Source organism: Pseudomonas salicis (assembly GCF_057128705.1).
The window spans coordinates 546,072-564,622 of the sequence record NZ_JBSKHU010000003.1 but is presented as its reverse complement, the minus strand read 5'-3'; the positions used below and the strand labels follow the sequence as shown (position 1 = coordinate 564,622).

Annotated in this window: 17 protein-coding genes; 11 read left to right on the top strand and 6 right to left on the bottom strand. The window is 62.4% G+C overall.

Annotated features, from left to right (window positions below; all coding sequences use genetic code 11):
* Positions 1–12 precede the first annotated feature (12 nt).
* From ACWKWE_RS13260 to ACWKWE_RS13230, 7 genes are all read left to right on the top strand, one after another.
* On the top strand, positions 13–1,437 hold the full coding sequence (locus ACWKWE_RS13260; RefSeq protein ID WP_483850767.1) for a carbohydrate porin: 1,425 nt from the start codon (positions 13–15) through the stop codon (positions 1,435–1,437).
* Between the two features lie 70 nt (positions 1,438–1,507).
* Entirely contained in the window at positions 1,508–2,242 is a 735-nt protein-coding gene (galB, locus tag ACWKWE_RS13255; RefSeq protein WP_483850766.1) for a 4-oxalmesaconate hydratase, read from the top strand.
* Positions 2,239–2,955, top strand: coding sequence for a 4-carboxy-4-hydroxy-2-oxoadipate aldolase/oxaloacetate decarboxylase (locus ACWKWE_RS13250; protein ID WP_483850765.1), 717 nt, complete (start codon positions 2,239–2,241; stop codon positions 2,953–2,955). The genes galB and ACWKWE_RS13250 overlap by 4 nt, the downstream gene beginning before the upstream one ends.
* A gap of 201 nt (positions 2,956–3,156) precedes the next feature.
* Positions 3,157–3,291, top strand: a complete 135-nt coding sequence (locus ACWKWE_RS13245; protein ID WP_483850764.1) for a hypothetical protein — start codon at positions 3,157–3,159, stop codon at positions 3,289–3,291.
* Between the two features lie 210 nt (positions 3,292–3,501).
* On the top strand, positions 3,502–4,536 hold the full coding sequence (locus ACWKWE_RS13240) for an alpha/beta hydrolase (RefSeq protein WP_483850763.1): 1,035 nt from the start codon (positions 3,502–3,504) through the stop codon (positions 4,534–4,536).
* Between the two features lie 164 nt (positions 4,537–4,700).
* A complete protein-coding gene (locus ACWKWE_RS13235; RefSeq protein WP_483850762.1) occupies positions 4,701–5,930 on the top strand; it encodes an MFS transporter in 1,230 nt (409 codons plus the stop codon).
* 27 nt (positions 5,931–5,957) lie between these two features.
* On the top strand, positions 5,958–6,644 hold the full coding sequence (locus ACWKWE_RS13230; protein WP_483850761.1) for a YoaK family protein: 687 nt from the start codon (positions 5,958–5,960) through the stop codon (positions 6,642–6,644).
* A gap of 51 nt (positions 6,645–6,695) precedes the next feature.
* On the opposite strand, the gene ACWKWE_RS13225 is transcribed toward ACWKWE_RS13230, so the two are convergent.
* Together ACWKWE_RS13225 and ACWKWE_RS13220 are read right to left on the bottom strand one after the other, a co-directional pair.
* A complete protein-coding gene (locus ACWKWE_RS13225; RefSeq protein WP_483850760.1) occupies positions 6,696–8,417 on the bottom strand; it encodes a diguanylate cyclase domain-containing protein in 1,722 nt (573 codons plus the stop codon).
* Positions 8,414–9,454 carry an ABC transporter substrate-binding protein gene (locus tag ACWKWE_RS13220; RefSeq protein ID WP_483850759.1) on the bottom strand — a complete coding sequence of 347 codons (1,041 nt, stop codon included), beginning with the start codon at positions 9,452–9,454 and terminating at the stop codon, positions 8,414–8,416. The genes ACWKWE_RS13225 and ACWKWE_RS13220 overlap by 4 nt, the downstream gene beginning before the upstream one ends.
* 166 nt (positions 9,455–9,620) lie before the next feature.
* Here ACWKWE_RS13220 and ACWKWE_RS13215 point away from each other — a divergent pair, with 166 nt between their 5' ends.
* Entirely contained in the window at positions 9,621–9,986 is a 366-nt protein-coding gene (locus tag ACWKWE_RS13215; RefSeq protein ID WP_483850758.1) for a glyoxalase superfamily protein, read from the top strand.
* Positions 9,987–10,014: 28 nt separating this feature from the next.
* Here ACWKWE_RS13215 and ACWKWE_RS13210 read toward each other — a convergent pair whose 3' ends face one another.
* Positions 10,015–10,533, bottom strand: a complete 519-nt coding sequence (locus ACWKWE_RS13210; protein ID WP_166598579.1) for a GNAT family N-acetyltransferase — start codon at positions 10,531–10,533, stop codon at positions 10,015–10,017.
* A gap of 186 nt (positions 10,534–10,719) precedes the next feature.
* Complete coding sequence (gene uvrB, locus ACWKWE_RS13205) at positions 10,720–12,735, bottom strand: excinuclease ABC subunit UvrB (RefSeq protein ID WP_166598580.1); 2,016 nt, start codon at positions 12,733–12,735, stop codon at positions 10,720–10,722.
* 339 nt (positions 12,736–13,074) lie between these two features.
* Between uvrB and ACWKWE_RS13200 the strand changes: the two genes are divergently transcribed.
* The 3 genes from ACWKWE_RS13200 (at position 13,075) to ACWKWE_RS13190 (ending at position 16,325) form a co-directional block, all read left to right on the top strand.
* On the top strand, positions 13,075–14,271 hold the full coding sequence (locus ACWKWE_RS13200; RefSeq protein ID WP_483850757.1) for an amino acid aminotransferase: 1,197 nt from the start codon (positions 13,075–13,077) through the stop codon (positions 14,269–14,271).
* 222 nt (positions 14,272–14,493) lie between these two features.
* Positions 14,494–15,246 carry a response regulator gene (locus ACWKWE_RS13195; RefSeq protein ID WP_483850756.1) on the top strand — a complete coding sequence of 251 codons (753 nt, stop codon included), beginning with the start codon at positions 14,494–14,496 and terminating at the stop codon, positions 15,244–15,246.
* Entirely contained in the window at positions 15,243–16,325 is a 1,083-nt protein-coding gene (locus ACWKWE_RS13190) for a sensor histidine kinase (RefSeq protein ID WP_483850755.1), read from the top strand. Before ACWKWE_RS13195 ends, ACWKWE_RS13190 begins: the two co-directional genes overlap by 4 nt.
* 157 nt (positions 16,326–16,482) lie before the next feature.
* Here the strand turns inward: ACWKWE_RS13190 and ACWKWE_RS13185 are convergent, their stop codons facing one another.
* Entirely contained in the window at positions 16,483–17,535 is a 1,053-nt protein-coding gene (locus ACWKWE_RS13185; protein ID WP_341958760.1) for an AI-2E family transporter, read from the bottom strand.
* A 98-nt stretch (positions 17,536–17,633) separates the two neighbouring features.
* Positions 17,634–18,449, bottom strand: a complete 816-nt coding sequence (locus ACWKWE_RS13180; protein WP_483850754.1) for a DUF4892 domain-containing protein — start codon at positions 18,447–18,449, stop codon at positions 17,634–17,636.
* Positions 18,450–18,551: the final 102 nt, after the last annotated feature.

The following is an 18,551-nucleotide window of genomic DNA, read 5'->3' as shown; positions in this document are numbered from 1 at the left end:
GACACACGACTCATGAAAACAAAAACAACACAGATGCTGGCCCTTGGGGTCATGGTTTCGATGGCCCATGGCGTTGCACTGGCGGCCCCGTTGCCCGGTGCGGACAACCCTGGTTCGACCCGCCTGCCGGGCACGCCCGACGCGAGCGTCAGCGAATCCCCCGCCTCCACCGACGCCCCGCAAACCCGGCCCACGGGCATTGCGGGGGCACTCCGGGACCTGGCCGACCGAGGCATCTTTTTGCGCGCCAACCTGATCAACCAGTACGGCCGCAACACCACGGGCGCGGTTGCACAGGGCCACAGCAACGTCGGCCAGTTCAACCTTGGCGCAGACCTGAACCTGGACAAGCTGATCGGCACCACCGGCAGTAGCTTTCACTTCACGGTCTACAAGGATTATGGCTACGGGCTCAACCACGACATCACCGGCACGTTTCCCAAGCAGCAGCACATCTACAAAAACGAGTTCCCGCGCTGGCACCTGGGCACCTTCGCTTTCGAACAAAAGCTGCTGGACGACCGGCTCGACATCATCCTCGGGCGGCTGGGCACCACCAGCTACTACGCCAAGCTGAGCACCAACTGCCAGTTCCAGGCAGGCAACACCTGTGGCGTACCCCGGCTCATTAACTCCGAAGCAGGTTACAGCCTGCTGCCATCGGCGACCTGGGGCATCAACGCCCGCTACCGCACGACGCCCAACACCTACGTCGAAACCGGGGTCTACGAGGTCAACCCGACCACCTCCGCCAGCAACGGCATGGACTTCTCGATTGGCGAGGCCAACGGCGTGACGATTCCGCTGGAATGGGGCTGGGTGGAGAAAGGCGATTTCGAGGTCAAGGTCGGCGGGTACGTCAGCACCGCACCGCGCCCGGACCCGTACTACAACACCGCAGGCCGTTCCCTCGGACGTTTCGGGGGCACCGCCGAAACGGTCAATCAGGAACGCAAGGGCGTTTACCTGTTGGGGGACAAAGTGATCTGGCGACCGGACCCGAAATCCTCCCGCAACCTCACGGTGTTCGGCGGCGTCGTGCAGCAACTGGAAGACGAGGAAATCATGAAGCAGCAGTTCCTCGGCGGCTTCGTGCTCACCGGCCCGACCGCGTCCCGGCCCCAGGACACCATCGGGTTGTCGGCCTCGATGTTCAACCTCACCGACAAGGAGCGGGATTTCCTGCACGACTCTCGCGTCCGCGCCGGTGGCCACGGCAGCAACAACCCCCACGAATACTCGTTCGAACTCAACTACGGCTGGCACGTGATCCCCGGCGTGATCCTCATGCCCAACGTGCAATACATCATGAACCCGGACAACTCCGGCATCCCCAAAACCGCCACGCTGCCCAAGAACATGCTGGCATACGGGCTCAACGTTCAGTTGAGTTTCGGCGGCATGTTCGGCCTCGCTTCGCCGTCCGGCGGCGACTGAGCGTGATGACTGACACGGGGTTCGACTGCGGCCCCCGTCCTTTTTTTTGCAAGCAAGAGGATCGTCCAACATGAGCGCACCCACCAAAACCGCGCTGGTCGTCAGCGCCCACTCCGCCGATTTCGTCTGGCGCGCGGGCGGCGCCATCGCCCTGCACACCCTTCAGGGGTACGCCGTGCACATCGTCTGCCTGTCCTTCGGCGAGCGCGGTGAATCCGCCAAGCTCTGGCGCAAGGGCGAGATGAACGAAGAGAAAGTCAAAGCCGCCCGGCGCCAGGAAGCCCAGGCCGCAGCCGATGTGCTTGGCGCGAGCGTGGAGTTCTTCGACATGGGCGACTACCCGATGCGGGCGGACAAAGAGACGCTGTTTCGCCTCGCGGACGTGTTTCGTCGCGTCCAGCCCGAGTTCGTCCTCAGTCACTCGCCCAAAGACCCGTACAACTACGACCACCCGCTGGCCATGAACCTGACCCAGGAGGCGCGCATCATCGCCCAGGCCGAAGGCTACCGGCCAGGGGAGAAAATCGTCGGTGCGCCACCGGTGTACAGCTTCGAACCCCATCAGCCGGAACAGAGCGAGTGGCGTCCGGACGTGCTGCTCGACATCACTCAGGTCTGGGACAAGAAATACGCCGCCATCCAGTGCATGGCCGGTCAGGAACACCTCTGGGAGTACTACACCCGCGTGGCCCTGCAACGGGGCGTGCAGGCCAAACGCAACGTCGGTATCACCTCCAGTCGCGACATCGTCTACGCCGAGGGTTACCAAAGCGTCTTCCCGCGCGTCACGGAGAACCTGTCATGAGCCAATGGATCGGCAAGACCGGGGTCGTGGTGCGTCATGTCGAGCGCGCCGACGCCACGTTGATCGATGAGCTGCAACGCTTCGGCGTGGCGACCGTGCATGAAGCCCAAGGGCGCAAAGGCCTGTTGTCCACCTCGATCAGCCCGATTCAGTTCGGCACGACCATCAGCGGTTCGGCGGTCACGGTGCTGGTGTCCCCCGGTGACAACTGGATGTTCCATGTGGCGGTGGAACAGTGCCAACCCGGCGATATCCTGGTGGTCGCGCCCAGCTCGCCGTGCAGCGACGGCTATTTCGGTGACTTGCTGGCAACGTCCGTCAAGGCCCGGGGCGTGCGTGCGCTGATCATCGACGCGGGGGTGCGCGACACTCAGGCGCTGCGCGAGATGGGGTTCCCGGTCTGGTCGCGGGCGGTTTGCGCCCAAGGCACCATCAAGGAAACCCTCGGTTCCGTGAACGTGCCGCTGGTGTGCGGCGATCAGCTGGTCGAGCCCGGCGACGTGGTGGTGGCCGACGACGATGGGGTGGTTGTCGTGCGTCGCGGCGAAATCCAGCGCGTCGTCGAGGCCAGCCGGGCACGCGCTGACCTGGAAGCACAAAAAACGCTGCGCCTGGCCAGCGGTGAACTGGGCCTGGACATTTACGACATGCGGACACGCCTGGCCGAAAAAGGCTTGCGCTATGTCAATACTCTGGATGAACTCGACACCTAAGATCACGCCCCGTCAGCGGCCTGCCCCGCTGACATGGCGCATCCCGAAGGGTGTGCGGCGGCCCCTCCCGCTGCAGGCCCTTCGCGCCATTTTCACCATCATGGTGAAAGTGCTACCTGATTCCTCGCCTTTATGCAGTAAGCCTCGATCAGCGAAGATGCCGCCATACCCACTCAGCGCCCGCTTTCCGAGGATTCCCCCATGCACATCACGCCAGAACATCGCCAACCCAATCGCGCCCATCACCTTGCCAACGCCATCGGTGCGTGGCTCACCCTCGTCTGGGAAATGCAGACGCGCTTTCACTGGAGCGTTCATGGCATGACGCGGCGTTAAGGACGGCGCCGTCGTTCCCTTGCAAGAGTGTCGCGAGTGAAACCGCCTCAGGTTATCGTCCCTAAATAAGAAACAATGAGTCTCGTTTTAGCCTAATTGTTCCCGCTCTGTTCAGTCCGTACATTGAGTCCCAAGCCAGCCAATACGCAGCCAGACGCGTTGCACATGGCGACTCACGACTGACCATTTCGACATTGAAGGGAACACACCATGTCCACTCGCTCACTGACCCCGTTCAAGAAAGCCCTCACCGCCGCCGCACTGGCCCTGTCCATCGGCAATGCCTTCGCCGCCGAGACGGCCGTTCCAGAACATCAGACGCAGGCGTTCCTCAACGCACTGGCTGCGGGTGGTGGCAAGCCGATCGAACAGTTGAGCCCAAAGGATGCCCGTGCGGTCCTGACCGGCGCGCAAAACTCGGTGAAGGTGGACATGTCGGGGATTCAGGTCAGCGAGAAGACCCTTCAGGCCAACGGCCAGAGCATCAAGCTGACCATCGTGCGTCCAGCGGGCCTCAAGGGTGAGCTGCCGGTGTTCATGTACTTCCACGGCGGGGGCTGGGTGCTGGGCGATTACCCGACCCATGCCCGTCTGATCCGCGATCTGGTGGTGGGCTCGGGCGCCGTGGCGGTCTACGTGGATTACACGCCGTCGCCGGAAGCGCATTATCCGACGGCAATCAACCAGGCCTACGCAGCGACCCAGTGGGTGGCGCAACACGGCAAAGAGATCAACGTGGACAGCTCGCGTCTGGCCGTGGCCGGGAACAGCGTCGGCGGCAACATGGCGGCAGTAGTGGCCCTGAAAGCCAAGGAACAGGGCACACCGAAACTGCGCTTCCAATTGCTGCTGTGGCCGGTGACTGACGCCAACTTCGACACCGGGTCCTACCAGACCTACGCTGAGGGCCATTTCCTGACCAAGAACATGATGACCTGGTTCTGGGACAGCTATACCACTGACGCCAAACAACGCGCAGAGATCTATGCCTCGCCGCTGCGTGCGACCACCGAGCAATTGAAAGGTCTGCCACCTGCGCTGGTGCAGACGGCCGGTCTGGATGTGTTGCGTGACGAAGGCGAAGCCTACGCCCGCAAGCTGGACGCCGCCGGGGTAGACGTCACCGCCGTGCGCTACAACGGCATGGTCCACGACTATGGCCTGCTCAACCCGTTGAGCAACATCCCAGAGGTCAAGGCAGCGATGCGTCAGGCGGCCGGCGAGCTGAAAGCGCACCTGAACTGAGGATCGCCCGCCGCAACGGCAGAGGGTCAGGTGTCACATCGGCAACTGACCCGACGCTGTCGCGGCCGCACCGCCCCCTGATTCATGAACAACCGCACGCCCGTACTAGGCCTTAACCCTTTTCCGACCTTAACGTCATCACTGACCCCATCGAGGCCACTGACATGAGCCATTCCCTGAACACCTGGGGCCGCCAGCGCAGTTTCTGGGTCGCCGCCGCCGTGGTCGTCCATACCCTCTGGACCAGCGCCGCCCCGGCCATGATGTACCCGCTTTACGCCCACCAATGGCAACTGACGCCCACCGTCACCACGCTGATTTTCGCGGTGTTTCCGGTGTTCGTCGTCGCCACCCTGATTGCCCTCGGCGATCTCTCCGATTACATCGGCCGTCGCGCCGCCATGTTGCTGGGGCTGACCGCCTCGCTGATCGGCGTGCTGTTGTTTGCCGTCGCGCCCAACGTGATCTGGCTGTTGATCGGCCGTGCTTTCATGGGCATCGGGGTCGGCCTGTCCGCCGGGCCTTCAGCCGCAGCGGTGGTGGAATTCAGCGCACCCGGTAAGGCGAAACTGGCCGGTGCGATCACCACCGCGGCCCAGGCGTTCGGTCTGGCAGCGGCCTTGATCCTCGGCGGCGGGCTGATCCAATACGCGCCCTTCCCCACCCGCCTGAGTTTCTGGGTGTTGGTAATCGTGCTGCTGGCGACGCTGTACGGCGTCTGGCACTTGCCCCGGCACACCAAGGCAGAAAGCCGCCAACGCTGGACCTTGAAGCTGCCCCGGATTCATCCCCCGCTGCGCCGCACCTTTCTGGTGTCGGTGAGCGCCGTGCTGAGTGCGTACTCAGTGGGCGCGACGATGCTGTCGCTGGGTTCGCAGATCGCCCACGACCTGATCGGCTCCAACAACGCGCTGGTCAACGGCGGCGCGATATCGCTGTTTGCCATCGTGCTGGGCTTCACCGGTATCGTCGCCAAGCGGTTCACCTCGAAGCTGTCGATCATTGCGGGCGCGGGCTTTTCGATGGTCAGCCTGTTACTGCTGATGCTGGCGACGGCCACTCACGCGCTGCCGGTTTTCCTGCTGTCCAGCGCCGCCAGTGGCGCCGGTTACAGCCTGCTGTTCATGGGCGGGCTGAACCTGATCAATGCTCACGCGCCGATCCATCACCGGGCCGGAACATTGTCTGCGCTGTTTCTGGTGGCGTACCTGATGCAAGGGGTGGTTGCGATGCTGCTCGGTCGAGCCGCGACCACGTGGGGCCTGGACCTGGCGATTGACGTCGGCTCAGTGGCGCTGGCCGGGCTGAGCCTGGGGGCGATGCTGCTGGCGATCTATGTCCCACAACCGCAGGACACACTGAAGAAACCGCTCGATCAGGCCCCCGCCCCCTGAACCGATGACCCGACAAGGAGCTTTTCCATGCCCACACTCCACCGCTCCATGGCCCCGGCGCTCAGCTTTAACGGCGGTTTCGTCGACACCGTCGGCTTTCTCGCATTGCAGGGCCTGTTCACCGCGCATGTCACCGGCAACTTCGTGACCCTCGGCGTGAGCATCGTTCACGGCACGTCGGGGGCGCTGGCCAAACTGCTGGCGTTGCCTGTGTTCGCGCTGGTGGTGGGCCTGACCCACCTCGCGGCGGTCTCGATCCACCGTCGCGGGCTGACGCCGTTGCGTCCCTTGCTCATCCTGCACACGCTGTTGCTGGCGCTGTTCGGCGTGCTTGCCATTGGCCTGGGGCCGTTCAACGACGGCGACAGCAGCGCTGCGCTGATCACCGGCATGGTCGGCGTGGCGGCCATGGCGATCCAGAACGCCATCTCCCGCCAGCACCTCAACGGCGCTCCGCCCACCACGCTGATGACCGGCAACGTTACACAGGGTGCCATCGACGTGTTCGCCTTGATCGGCTTGCGTGACGAAACACAGCGGGCCGCGATCAAGCAGCGCTTGAAGCCGATTGGCTGGAATCTGCTGGGGTTCACGCTGGGCTGCATTGGCGCGGCGTTGCTGTACCTCGCCGTGGGGCTGTGGTGTCTGGGACTGCCGATTCTGGTGGCGATCTGGACCTGCGTACGGACCTTCGGCAGCAGCGATTCGGTGTAACGGAATGACGGAGCGCCCCGGTGACCGAGAACGTCGCCGGGGCGAATCGCGTCAGTCCCCGCCCAACACCTCGAACGAATACCGGTTGCGCCCCGCACTTTTGGCCCGGTACATCGCGTGGTCGGCGTGTTGAATCAATGTCCCGATGTCGTCGCCATCCCGTGGGAACAGGCTGACGCCCATGCTGGCGTGGATTTTTACCCGATGCCCCTCGATAAACAGCGGCAACTGGAAGCACTGGTGCAGTTTTTCCAGCAGCCCGATGATTTTCTGCGGGTCCTTGAGGTCGCTGAAACACATCACGAATTCATCACCGCCCAGACGCGCGACACAGTCCGCCCCCTCGCTGGATGAGGTCAGCAGTTTGGCCACGGCCTGCAACACCAGATCGCCAAAGCGGTGGCCGTGCTCGTCGTTGATTTCCTTGAAGTGGTCCAGATCGACGAACACCAGCGCCATTTTCCGGTCGTTCACCCGCGCCGCGACCAACGCCTGCTCCAGTTGCTCGAAACACATGCGCCGATTCGGCAGTTCAGTCAGGGGGTCATGCCGAGCCAAGTGTTCGAATGCCGCGCGGCTGCTGGTCAGGTCACCAAGCTGGGTGAGGATTTCCTGTTTCATCGCATGAAAACGGTGAGCCAACACGCCCAATTCGTCCGCCCGTGGCGGCAGTTCGCTGATCTTGCGCTCCCGGGAAAACAACTCCACGGCATCGGTCATACTGCGCAGCGGCCGGATCAAAGCCCGGGACGCAATCACCGCCGCCAACAGCGCCAGCACGCTGAACAGCAGCGCAATCTGCAGGATGCTGGTACCCGCCCGCGAGGTCTGTGCCAGCACGTGGCTCTGCGGCTGACCCAGCCCGAGCACCACAAAGGGGGCCGAGGCGGCATTGTCGGACAGCTTGACGAAGGCGGCGACCAGCTTGTCGCGCCGATCACCTTCCACGCTGCGACCGATCAACGCCGTCGGCCCGGTGTCAGCCAACAGACGGGACACTTCGGGAAACTCATCCTGCAAAAACAGACGACGCCCCTGATCGAAACCGAACGTGCGTCGATGGTCGGGATGCACCAGCAGATCGCCCCAACGGTTGCTCAGGTACACCTGGTATTCCTTCGGCAGATCGCCCTGCAACTGTGTGAATAACTGATCCAGATCGACGTTGATCACCAGCAGCGCAAACACCTTGCCGTCGGCGTTTGCCACCGGTGTCGACACATGCAACGTCGGCTTGCCGAGGCCCGAATGCGCGCCCTGCTCGTGGTTAATGACGATGGGGGAAATCCGCACCTCGCCCACCGGCATGTGCAGCGCCTCGAAAACGTAGCCGTAATGCCCCTTCTCTTGCAGGTCCGCGCCCTCGACCCTGACGATATTCAACCCGTCGCGGTCCTGCCGCACTATCTCAAGCCCGTGGTCGGTGGTGCTGATCAGACGAATCTGCATGTAGTCGGGGTGGGCCAGCAGCATCGCTCGGAACGACTCGGCCAGGTTGTCCTGCACGGTCGTGCGCAGTGCCGGGTCCTGGATCGCGTCCAGGTCATGAACCTGCGGGCCATTGGTCAACACCTGGGCGTCCAGCGAAATGTTACGCAGGCTGGCGTGCAAGTTGCGCCCCAGCACTTGTACCGAGGTCAGCAAGTCGCGCTCGGCCGCCTGCAGCAGCAGGTCCCGGCTGCTGTGGTAAATGTAATAACCCGCCAGCCCTGTCGGCAGCATGCCGAACAGCGCCATTAAACAACCCAGCTTGAACGCTATGCCGAACCTCATCGCGATTCCCCCAACGGCGGCCGTTCGCCGGACACGATGCGTTGCCATAACGCCGCTCGCCGCTGGTCGTCCTCTACCGGGCGCAGCCAGATGAGACGGTTCGACGGGCTGGCGTCCTTGGGTTCCTGCAAGGTATTGGAAAGGTCCTGACGCTCGGTGATGACGCGGCTGACCTCAGGTTCGAGCATGTAATTGATCCACGCCGCCGCCAGAACCGGGTCCCGCGACCCGCTGCTGATGGCCCAGCAATCGAGCCACGCCAGCGCGCCCTCGCGGGGCACGACGTAGCCGACATCGGCGCCGTCGTCGCGCAGCTGTTTGAGTTGCTGACGACCGTAATTGGCAAATATCAACGCCACGGAATGGCTGCGGAACAACTCGGCAGCCTCTTCCGGCAAGGCATAGAACGTCAGCACATTGCGGCGCAAGGCGATCAGTTTGTCGGTGACCCGCGGAAAATCTTCCGGTGAAATCTGAAAAGGGTCACCGCCCAAGGCCAGGCTCGCGATGGAGAAATTGTGATTACTGGTGTTGAACGCCAGCACTCGCCCCTGAAATCGCGGGTCCCACATGCTGGTGATCGAGTCCGGCGGCTGGCTGAATTGCTTGCGGTCGTAAATCAGCCCCATGTCAGACCACAGGTAGGGGATGGCATACGTCTGGCCCTTCACGATGATGTCGGGCAGCCGGGAATAATCTCGAAAACGCGGCAACTGACGCGCTGTGTTGGCGATCCGTTCCGGGTGCACGGGCTGCAGCAGGCCCAGATTCGCGTAGTTATGAATCTCGGCCGTGTTCGCCGCGATGACGTCAAAATCGCCGCCGTGGTTTTCCGCCAATTTGCTGCGCAGCACTTCGTCGCTGCCCACCAGCGTGACCTCGACCTTCACTTTGAAGCGCTTCTCGAACACGCTCACCAGATCGCTGTCGGCATAACCCGGCCAGGCCAGAACGCGCAGCGTTTGCTCGGCGCCGTTGGCGTGCAAGGACGCGAACAGGCAGCAGCACATCAACCACAAAGGGCACAGGAATTTCATGGACGATGCCCGGAAGCGGTGATAACGGCACTATACATATGGCAATGTGCCGTTGCTTGGCAACCTGTTTGCGCAAACACCGCTGTCTGTCGGAAAGTCGACGCTGGCCTGGCGCACCGATTGGGCTAGACTCGCCCCTCTTCAACCTTCAAGGAAGCAGGGTGTCATGCAGATTTCAGGGGCCATTCCGCTGTTGCGGATCTTTTCCGAAGAACAGGCCAAGGCGTTTTACGTCGACTTTCTCGGCTTTCAGATTGAATGGGAGCATCGCTTCGAAGACGACCTCCCGCTGTATGCCCAGGCACGTCGAGACGATCTGGTGATTCATCTGACCGGCCACCATGGCGACGCCACGCCGGGTTCGACGGTCTTTGTGCCGGTGAACGACATCCACAGCCTTCACGCCGAACTCAACGCCAAACGCTACAAACACGCCCGACCGGGCATTCAGGAACAAGGCTGGGGCAAAGTGATGGAAATCGCCGACCCGTTTGGCAATCGGCTGCGATTTTGCGAGTTGAGCGAAGACTGACGCCTTCCACCGTCGCAGCCCGGTTGCTTCAGGCCGGGCGCATCGACCGATACACCAGGCTCGGCGCCTGCCCCGGGACGTCGTCGAGGGTATCGATGCGCTGCATGCCAACCTTCTCCAGCACGCGGATCGACGCATGGTGCAGGGGTCTGACCACCGCGTAGACCTCGGGCACTCGTAGCTCAACGAACCCAAATGCCAGCGCCGCCTGACTGAGTTCGGTGGCGAACCCCTTCCCCCAGGCCTTGGGGCCGAAGCGGTAGCCCAGATTCAACCGCAGAACGTCGCCATAGCGACGGGCATCGAGGCCGCCGAAGCCGATCACTTCATCAGGAAACTCACACGTGCAGATCGCCCATTGCCCGTAGCCCTTTTCCTCCCAGTGAGCCAACCAACCGTCGAGCAGGGATTGCGCCTGATCAAGCTGGGTCAGAGGTCCGAAAGGGTTGAACTGGTGAGTCGCCGGGTCGCCGTAGATGGCGAACAGGCTGGCGAGGTCGTCGCGGGTGGGCGGTCTGAGGATCAAGCGTTCGGTGGTTCGTTGCATCGATGGGGCCTTTCTTGTTTTCAGTCGGTTGAACGCGCGCATCCCTGCTGTAGGGGCGGGTGCATTCTGGATGGCATTCCGATGATAGGCCGGTACAGGCGACACATCCCTGTCGCCTGAACGATTTTTCGCGAATGAATTCGCTCCTACAGGTGATCGCCGTTTAGCCAATAGCCATGCGGTGAATCAAACCGCCAACAACCGCTCACGCAATTTGGTGATTTCGTCGCGCATCTGTGCGGCGGCTTCGAATTCCAGGTCGCGGGCGAGCTGATACATCTTCTCTTCCAGCTGACGAATGCGTTTGGTGATTTCGCTCGGCGAGCGCAGTTCGGCCTCGTACCTGGCGTTTTCTTCGGCGGCCTTGGCCATGCCTTTGCGCTTCTTGCTGCGCGAGCCTGGCACGGTGGCGCCTTCCATGATGTCGGCGACGTCCTTGAACACGCCTTTCGGGGTGATGCCGTTGGCCAGGTTGAACGCGATCTGCTTGTCGCGACGGCGCTCGGTCTCGCCAATCGCCCGTTCCATGGAGCCAGTGATGTTGTCGGCGTAGAGAATCGCCCGGCCGTTGAGGTTCCGCGCCGCACGGCCAATGGTCTGAATCAGCGAGCGTTCGGAACGCAGGAAGCCTTCTTTGTCAGCGTCGAGAATGGCCACCAGCGACACTTCCGGCATGTCCAGGCCTTCGCGCAACAGGTTGATCCCCACCAACACGTCGAAAGTGCCCAAACGCAGGTCGCGGATGATCTCGACCCGCTCCACCGTGTCGATGTCCGAGTGCAGATAGCGCACACGCACGCCGTGGTCGGCCAGGTAATCGGTGAGGTCTTCGGACATGCGCTTGGTCAGCGTCGTGACCAGCACCCGCTCTTCCACCGCCACACGTTTGTGAATCTCGGACAGCAGATCGTCGACCTGAGTCAGCGCCGGGCGAATCTCGATCTGCGGGTCCACCAGACCGGTGGGGCGTACCACCTGCTCGACCGTCCGACCAGCGTGCTCGCCTTCGTAGGGACCGGGGGTCGCCGAGACGAAAATGGTCTGCGGACTGACACCTTCCCATTCATCGAAGCGCATGGGCCGGTTGTCCAGCGCCGACGGCAGTCGGAAGCCGTATTCCACCAGGGTTTCCTTGCGCGAACGGTCGCCTTTGTACATCGCGCCGACCTGAGGCACGCTGACGTGGGATTCGTCGATCACTAGCAGCGCGTCGGCCGGGAGGTAGTCGTAGAGGGTCGGCGGCGGCGCCCCGGCGGGACGGCCCGACAGGTAGCGCGAGTAGTTCTCGATGCCGTTGCAGTAGCCGAGTTCGAGGATCATTTCCAAGTCGAACCGAGTGCGCTGCTCCAGCCGCTGCGCTTCCACCAGCTTGTTCGCGCCGCGCAAATATTCCAGACGTTCCTGCAACTCGACCTTGATCCCTTCCATCGCGTCCAGCAGCGTTTCGCGCGGGGTCACGTAGTGGCTTTTGGGGTAGAAGGTGAAGCGCGGCAACTTGCGGATCACCTCGCCGGTCAATGGGTCGAAAGCCGACAGGCTCTCGACTTCATCGTCGAATAGCTCGATGCGGATGGCTTCCAGGTCCGATTCCGCCGGGAAGATATCAATCACGTCGCCGCGCACGCGGAAGGTCGCACGGGCAAAGTCCATGTCATTGCGGGTGTATTGCAAGTCGGCGAGACGGCGCAGCAAGGCGCGCTGGTCCATTTTGTCGCCGCGATCGACGTGCAGCACCATCCGCAAGTAAGTTTCCGGGCTGCCCAGGCCGTAGATGCACGACACCGTGGTGACGATGATCGCGTCCTTGCGCTCCAGCAGCGCCTTGGTCGCGGACAAACGCATCTGCTCGATGTGGTCGTTGATCGACGCATCCTTCTCGATGAAGGTGTCCGACGACGGCACGTAGGCTTCGGGCTGGTAGTAGTCGTAATAAGAGACGAAGTATTCGACGGCGTTATTCGGAAAAAACGCCTTGAACTCTCCATACAGCTGCGCAGCCAGGGTTTTGTTCGGCGCCAGCACCATGGTCGGGCGCTGCACTTGCTGAATCACGTTGGCGATACTGAAGGTCTTGCCTGAGCCGGTCACCCCGAGCAGGGTCTGGTGAGACAAACCGGCGTCGATGCCTTCTACCAACTGACGAATCGCCTCCGGTTGATCACCGGCCGGCTCAAAACGGGTAACGAGCTGAAACTCGGACATGACGTACCTCTGTGTTCGCCCTCGCTCGCAGGAAGATTCGGAGCCAAGGCGTAATGAGCGCGGACGACTGATCTCGCCAGGAGAAAAGACGTACATGAAGGTGTGTGATGGGACTACAAATGGAGTCGCCAACGCCAGCTTTCAAGCCATCATCAGGACATTAGTCCGCGTGACATGACTAATGGTCGAAAATAATCTGAAAAACCCGGAAAAAACCGCCCCCCGCCTGTCGCCCCCGTCCACGATGCTCTCTATACTGACTCCCCGTTTGCGCACCGCTCTAGTGCACTCGGCCGGAGCGATGCAATCCATTCACTCCCATTCAGAGCCCCTGCAAAAATGAGCCTGTTTTCCGCTGTCGAAATGGCACCACGCGATCCTATCCTGGGCCTCAACGAAGCATTCAACGCCGATACCCGTACCACCAAGGTCAACCTGGGTGTGGGCGTTTACAGCAACGAAGAAGGGAAAATTCCGCTGCTGCGTGCCGTTGCCGAAGCAGAGGAAATTCGCGTCGCTCAACACGTCCCGCGTGGCTACCTGCCGATTGACGGCATCGCCGCCTACGACAAGGCCGTGCAAACCCTGCTGTTCGGTGCCGAGTCGCCACTGCTGGCCTCGGGCCGTGTCGTGACCGTGCAGGCCGTCGGCGGCACGGGCGCCCTGAAAATCGGTGCTGACTTCCTCAAGCAATTGTCGCCGAACGCCGTTGTGGCCATCAGCGACCCGAGCTGGGAAAACCACCGCGCGCTGTTCGAAACCGCCGGTTTCCCGGTGCAGAACTACCGCTACTACGACGCCGCGACCCACGACGTGAACCGCGCGGGCATGCTGGAAGACCTGCAGAACCTGCCGTCCGGCTCCATCGTCGTGCTGCACGCCTGCTGCCACAACCCGACCGGCGTTGACCTGACCCTCGAAGACTGGAAAAAAGTCCTCGACGTGCTGAAAGCCAAGGGCCACGTGCCGTTCCTCGACATGGCCTATCAGGGCTTTGGCGACGGCATCGACGAAGACGCCGCCGCTGTGCGTCTGTTCGCCGATTCCGGCCTGACCTTCTTCGCCTCCAGCTCGTTCTCCAAGTCGTTCTCGCTGTACGGCGAGCGTGTCGGCGCGCTGTCCATCGTCACCGATTCGCAAGAAGAGACCTCGCGCGTACTGTCGCAGGTCAAGCGTGTCATCCGCACCAACTACTCCAACCCGCCGACCCACGGCGCGACCATCGTCGCTGCAGTGCTGAACAACCCTGAGTTGCGTCAGAAGTGGGAGGACGAGCTGGCTGAAATGCGTGTGCGGATCAAAGGCATGCGCGAAGAAATGACCCAACGTCTGGCGAACAACGCCGCGGGTCAGGACTTCAGCTTCGTGGCGCGCCAACGTGGCATGTTCTCGTACTCGGGCCTGACCACACCGCAAGTCCATCGTCTGCGCAATGAGTTCGGCATCTATGCGCTGGACACCGGTCGCATCTGCGTGGCGGCGTTGAACAAACGCAACATTGAAGCCGTGACCCAGGCGATTCTCGCGGTCATCTGATCGTGAAACGCCCCCTCTTTTAGCGGCCCGGCCGGGTGGCTAGAAGAGGGATTGGCGTGACGCTCCCCCATCACAACCGCTTGTAGCTTTCCTGATACATTCACGACAACCCGCCGACACCTCAGCCGCTCACCCTTCCGCCCCGCTCGCCTGCGAAGTAGCATGGCAGCGTCGTTACTCATTTCGCGGCCCTTCCCGGCGGCATCACATGGCGGCAGCAACATGCACACGACCCCTGACAGCAACACCGCCAACGCACCGGCTGAAGAGCGGCGCTGGAACACTCGCGCCCTGATCGTCGATGACGACGTGCCGATCCGCGAACTGCTGTGCGACTACCTCGCCCGCTTCAACATCCAGAGCACCGGTGTCACCGACGGCAACGCCATGCGTCAGGCGCTGGCTGAAGAAACCTACGACGTTGTGGTCCTTGACCTGATGCTTCCCGGTGAAGATGGCCTGTCCCTCTGCCGCTGGCTGCGCGGTTCGTCGGACATTCCGATCCTGATGCTGACCGCCCGTTGCGAACCCACCGACCGCATCATCGGCCTGGAACTGGGCGCCGACGACTACATGGCCAAGCCGTTCGAGCCCCGGGAACTGGTGGCGCGTATCCAGACCATCCTGCGCCGCGTCCGGGACGACCGCACTGAAGAGCGCACCACGTTGCGCTTCGACAACTGGCGCCTGAACAGCGTCCTGCGCCAACTGACGGCCCCTGATGGCCTTGTGGTGCCGCTGTCCAACGCCGAATTCCGCCTGCTGCGCGTGTTTCTTGAACGTCCGCGTCGGGTGCTCAATCGCGAGCAACTGCTGGACGCCGCCCGTGGCCGCTCCATCGAAGCGTTCGATCGCAGCATCGATTTGTTGGTATCGCGTCTGCGGCAGAAGCTCGGCGACGACCCGAAATCCCCGCAACTGATCAAGACCGTACGCGGCGAAGGCTATATGTTCGACGCCAGGGAGATTGGTTGATCCGCTCGGCTGACACCCTCTTCGCCCGGCTGTTCGGTGGCGCGGTGCTGGCGATCATCCTCGCGCACCTGTTGGCGTTCATCTGGTTTCATCATTACGGTCCGGCCATGCCGCCCCCGCCGTCGGCTTATCAGAACGCCCACCCTGCCGAACCGTCCGGGGAAAGCAGCGAATTGTCCTCGGCCCTTAACGCCCTGCGCCCGCCGCCTCCTCCTCCGGGACGCCCACCGTTTCTGGGCATTCCGCTGATTCCGCTGTTTTTTCAACTGGTGACGCTGGTGATTGCCGCGTGGTTCGGCGCCAAGGCCCTGAGTCGGCCGGTGCAGCGCATCAGCGACGCCGCCGAACGCCTGAGCGAAAACCTCGACAGCCCGCCGCTGACCATCACTGGTCCCCGCGAAGCCCGGCAGGCGGCTGCCACGTTCAATCTGATGCAGGAGCGGATTCGCGATCAGGTGCAGCAACGGGGCCGCATGCTGGCCGCGGTGTCCCACGATTTACGCACCCCCTTGGCGCGGCTGAAATTGCGGGTCGAGCAGATCGAAGAACCGAAGCTGCACGGTCAGATGACCCAAGACCTGAACGACATGATCGCCATGCTCGATGCGACGCTGACCTACCTCAACGAACAACGCACCAGCGAGGCCCTGCAATATTTCGACGTGCAGGCGCTGATCGAATCTTTGACCGAGAACGCGCAGGACAATGGCGATGATGTCGAGGCGAGCGGCACTTGCAAGCCGCTGAAGTCCCAACCGATGGCCCTGCGCTCGTGCCTGCACAACCTGATCGACAATGCCTTGCGCTACGCCGGCCATGCGCGGGTGGTGATCGAGGATTCCAGCGAACGGCTGCGGGTCCGGGTCGTCGATCAAGGGCCGGGCATTCCGGAAAACCTGCGCGAAGCCGTGTTCGAGCCGTTCTACCGCGTCGAAGGCTCGCGCAACCGCAACTCCGGCGGGGTTGGCATCGGCATGACCATCGCCCGCGAAGCCGCCCGACGCATGGGTGGCGACCTGCGCCTAGAAGAAACCCCCGGCGGTGGGCTGACGGCTGTCGTCGATCTGCCAAGGGTTTAAATTTTTAAGGCGATAGTTATTCCCCGTGGGAGCGAATTCATTCGCGAAAAATAGATCAGCCGATGAAGACATGTCGCCTGGCCAAACGCCTCGGAAAGTGCCCGATCACCACCCCCAGACCCAAGCCCGGCGGCGGTTTCGTTGAAATCTCAACACCTTACTTGGGTAACTGGCGAGACCGGCTGTCCGCCACCCAGTCCAGCAGCAGGCTATACGCCACGGCCAACAAGGTCGGCCCGATGAACAGGCCGATGAAGCCGAACGCCAGCAAGCCGCCGAACACGCCCAGAAGCACGATCACCAACGGCAGGTTGCCGCCTCGGCTGATCAAGTACGGCTTGAGCACGTTATCCACGCCACTGACGATGAACGTGCCCCACAGCCCAAGGAAAATCGCCATTCCGTATTCGCCCTTCCATGCCAGCCAGGCGGTGGCGGGAATCCAGATCAGTGGTGGCCCCATCGGCACAAGGCTCAGCAAGAACGTGCCGATCCCCAGCACCAACGCCCCCGGCACACCTGCGATGAGGAAGCCGATCAACGCCAGAATCGCCTGGGCCGCTGCCGTGCCGATCACCCCGTTGACCACCCGCTGCACCGTGCCCGCCACCAGATCGACATAATACTGCGCCTTGTCGCCGATCAGCCGCTCCAGCAGGCTCAACACGAACGCCGCCAATCGCGGGCCGTCGCGGTAGAAAAAGAACACAAAGACAATACTCAGCGTCAGTTCAAGAATGCCGCCGCCGATCTGCGCACTGCGGGCCAGCAGCCAATTGCCGACCTGCCCCAGATACGGCTTGATGCTCGCCAAGAGCGCCGCGCCCTGCTGATCGATGGTGTTCCAGTAACCGACCAGCCGTTCCCCCACGAACGGGACGCTGACCAGCCACGTCGGCGGATCGGGCAACCCGTCGACCTGCACATCCTTGATGAACACCGTCGCGTCGCGCACGTGATCGGCGAGGTTAAACCCCAGCCACACCAGCGGCGCGGCCACCAACAGCATCCAGCCGAGGGTCAAGATGGCTGCCGCCAGCGACTCGCGCCCCTTGAGCACACGGGTCAGCAGACGCATCAGCGGCCAACTGGCAAACGCCAGCACCGCGCCCCAGAACAGCGCCGACCAGAACGGCGCCATCACCCACAGGCAGGCGCCGAGCAGCGCCAGCAGCAGGATCTGCACCAACAGGCGATCATTATTGAGCATGGGTTCAGTCCATAGAAAAGAAGTCCGCAGACCAGAGCATAACGGCGAACCTCTTGGCCCGCCTCGTCATGGCGTCATGCCTGGGTGTAGAACGCGCTTCAGCGGATGAGTTCGAGGGTCAGCCCCTGAGTCGCTTTATTGCCAGCCTCCAGACGCGCCGCCCGTACGCCCTTGCCGACCAAGGCTTCGCGCCAGGCCTCGCCTTCGGGGCCGGAAATCGTCACACGCAACGTGCTGTCCAGGTTCAGGCCTCTGGACAGCAAGGTGATCCACGGCTCCTTCGGCGCATCGTTGAGCATCGGCAATTCGAGGTCGCCGGAGCTTTTCAGTTCGCGCAGCAATGTCGCGGAGGTCGGCAGCAACTCGCCCAATGGCGCACCGGCCTGAAATTCTTCGACATGGAGCATGGCCCGGCGATTGCCCCGGGTGATGCTGTACAGCGCGACGAGGGTGTCGCTGTCCGGCTTAAGGCGCAACAGCAGATAAGCCTGGCCATTGTCCGCGCCGTACAGTCGGGCATTGCCGAACACTTCATTGGCCCACAGGCTGCTTTCGCCGCAGTCCCGCGCCTGACACCAGAAGAGCAACTGAGCCCCCTGTTTTTGCAGCGCCTCGCGGGTTTCCGTGAACGCTTCGTCCGCAGAACGCTCGGCGGGGAGTTGATAGGTGACGGAGGCGGTCGTCCCACGCGCAGCGACCTGCCCGTCGAAACGCAGTTGACCGCTGATCTTGCGAATCGACCCCATGGGGAAGACACGCTCCAGCTCGGACGCCGGTTTGTAATCGACGATCTCGGCATCGGTGGGGCGAGGCAGATTCGGGAAATCCTGACTGCCCGCGACATCGGCAGCGTGGGCCATCGTCACAGGACCGCTCAGGCATAACAGCAACCCCAGCGCACGGGATAGACGCATAGGGGTTCTCATCGCAGGTGAATCGAAAGACAAACGAACGCCGCACAGGCGTGCGGCGGTGGGAAAGGTGAACGGGTCGAGCGTGAGCGGTGGTCCATCGTG

Bases quoted from the DNA above. Each gene is read 5' to 3' on its own strand.
- ACWKWE_RS13180 (WP_483850754.1), bottom strand. From the start codon at position 18,449: ATGCGTCTATCCCGTGCGCTGGGGTTGCTGTTATGCCTGAGCGGTCCT.
- ACWKWE_RS13230 (WP_483850761.1), top strand. From the start codon at position 5,958: ATGCCCACACTCCACCGCTCCATGGCCCCGGCGCTCAGCTTTAACGGC.
- ACWKWE_RS13210 (WP_166598579.1), bottom strand. From the start codon at position 10,533: ATGCAACGAACCACCGAACGCTTGATCCTCAGACCGCCCACCCGCGAC.
- ACWKWE_RS13215 (WP_483850758.1), top strand. From the start codon at position 9,621: ATGCAGATTTCAGGGGCCATTCCGCTGTTGCGGATCTTTTCCGAAGAA.
- ACWKWE_RS13245 (WP_483850764.1), top strand. From the start codon at position 3,157: ATGCACATCACGCCAGAACATCGCCAACCCAATCGCGCCCATCACCTT.
- ACWKWE_RS13200 (WP_483850757.1), top strand. From the start codon at position 13,075: ATGAGCCTGTTTTCCGCTGTCGAAATGGCACCACGCGATCCTATCCTG.
- ACWKWE_RS13185 (WP_341958760.1), bottom strand. From the start codon at position 17,535: ATGCTCAATAATGATCGCCTGTTGGTGCAGATCCTGCTGCTGGCGCTG.
- ACWKWE_RS13195 (WP_483850756.1), top strand. From the start codon at position 14,494: ATGCACACGACCCCTGACAGCAACACCGCCAACGCACCGGCTGAAGAG.
- uvrB (WP_166598580.1), bottom strand. From the start codon at position 12,735: ATGTCCGAGTTTCAGCTCGTTACCCGTTTTGAGCCGGCCGGTGATCAA.
- ACWKWE_RS13235 (WP_483850762.1), top strand. From the start codon at position 4,701: ATGAGCCATTCCCTGAACACCTGGGGCCGCCAGCGCAGTTTCTGGGTC.
- ACWKWE_RS13260 (WP_483850767.1), top strand. From the start codon at position 13: ATGAAAACAAAAACAACACAGATGCTGGCCCTTGGGGTCATGGTTTCG.
- galB (WP_483850766.1), top strand. From the start codon at position 1,508: ATGAGCGCACCCACCAAAACCGCGCTGGTCGTCAGCGCCCACTCCGCC.
- ACWKWE_RS13225 (WP_483850760.1), bottom strand. From the start codon at position 8,417: ATGAGGTTCGGCATAGCGTTCAAGCTGGGTTGTTTAATGGCGCTGTTC.
- ACWKWE_RS13250 (WP_483850765.1), top strand. From the start codon at position 2,239: ATGAGCCAATGGATCGGCAAGACCGGGGTCGTGGTGCGTCATGTCGAG.
- ACWKWE_RS13240 (WP_483850763.1), top strand. From the start codon at position 3,502: ATGTCCACTCGCTCACTGACCCCGTTCAAGAAAGCCCTCACCGCCGCC.
- ACWKWE_RS13220 (WP_483850759.1), bottom strand. From the start codon at position 9,454: ATGAAATTCCTGTGCCCTTTGTGGTTGATGTGCTGCTGCCTGTTCGCG.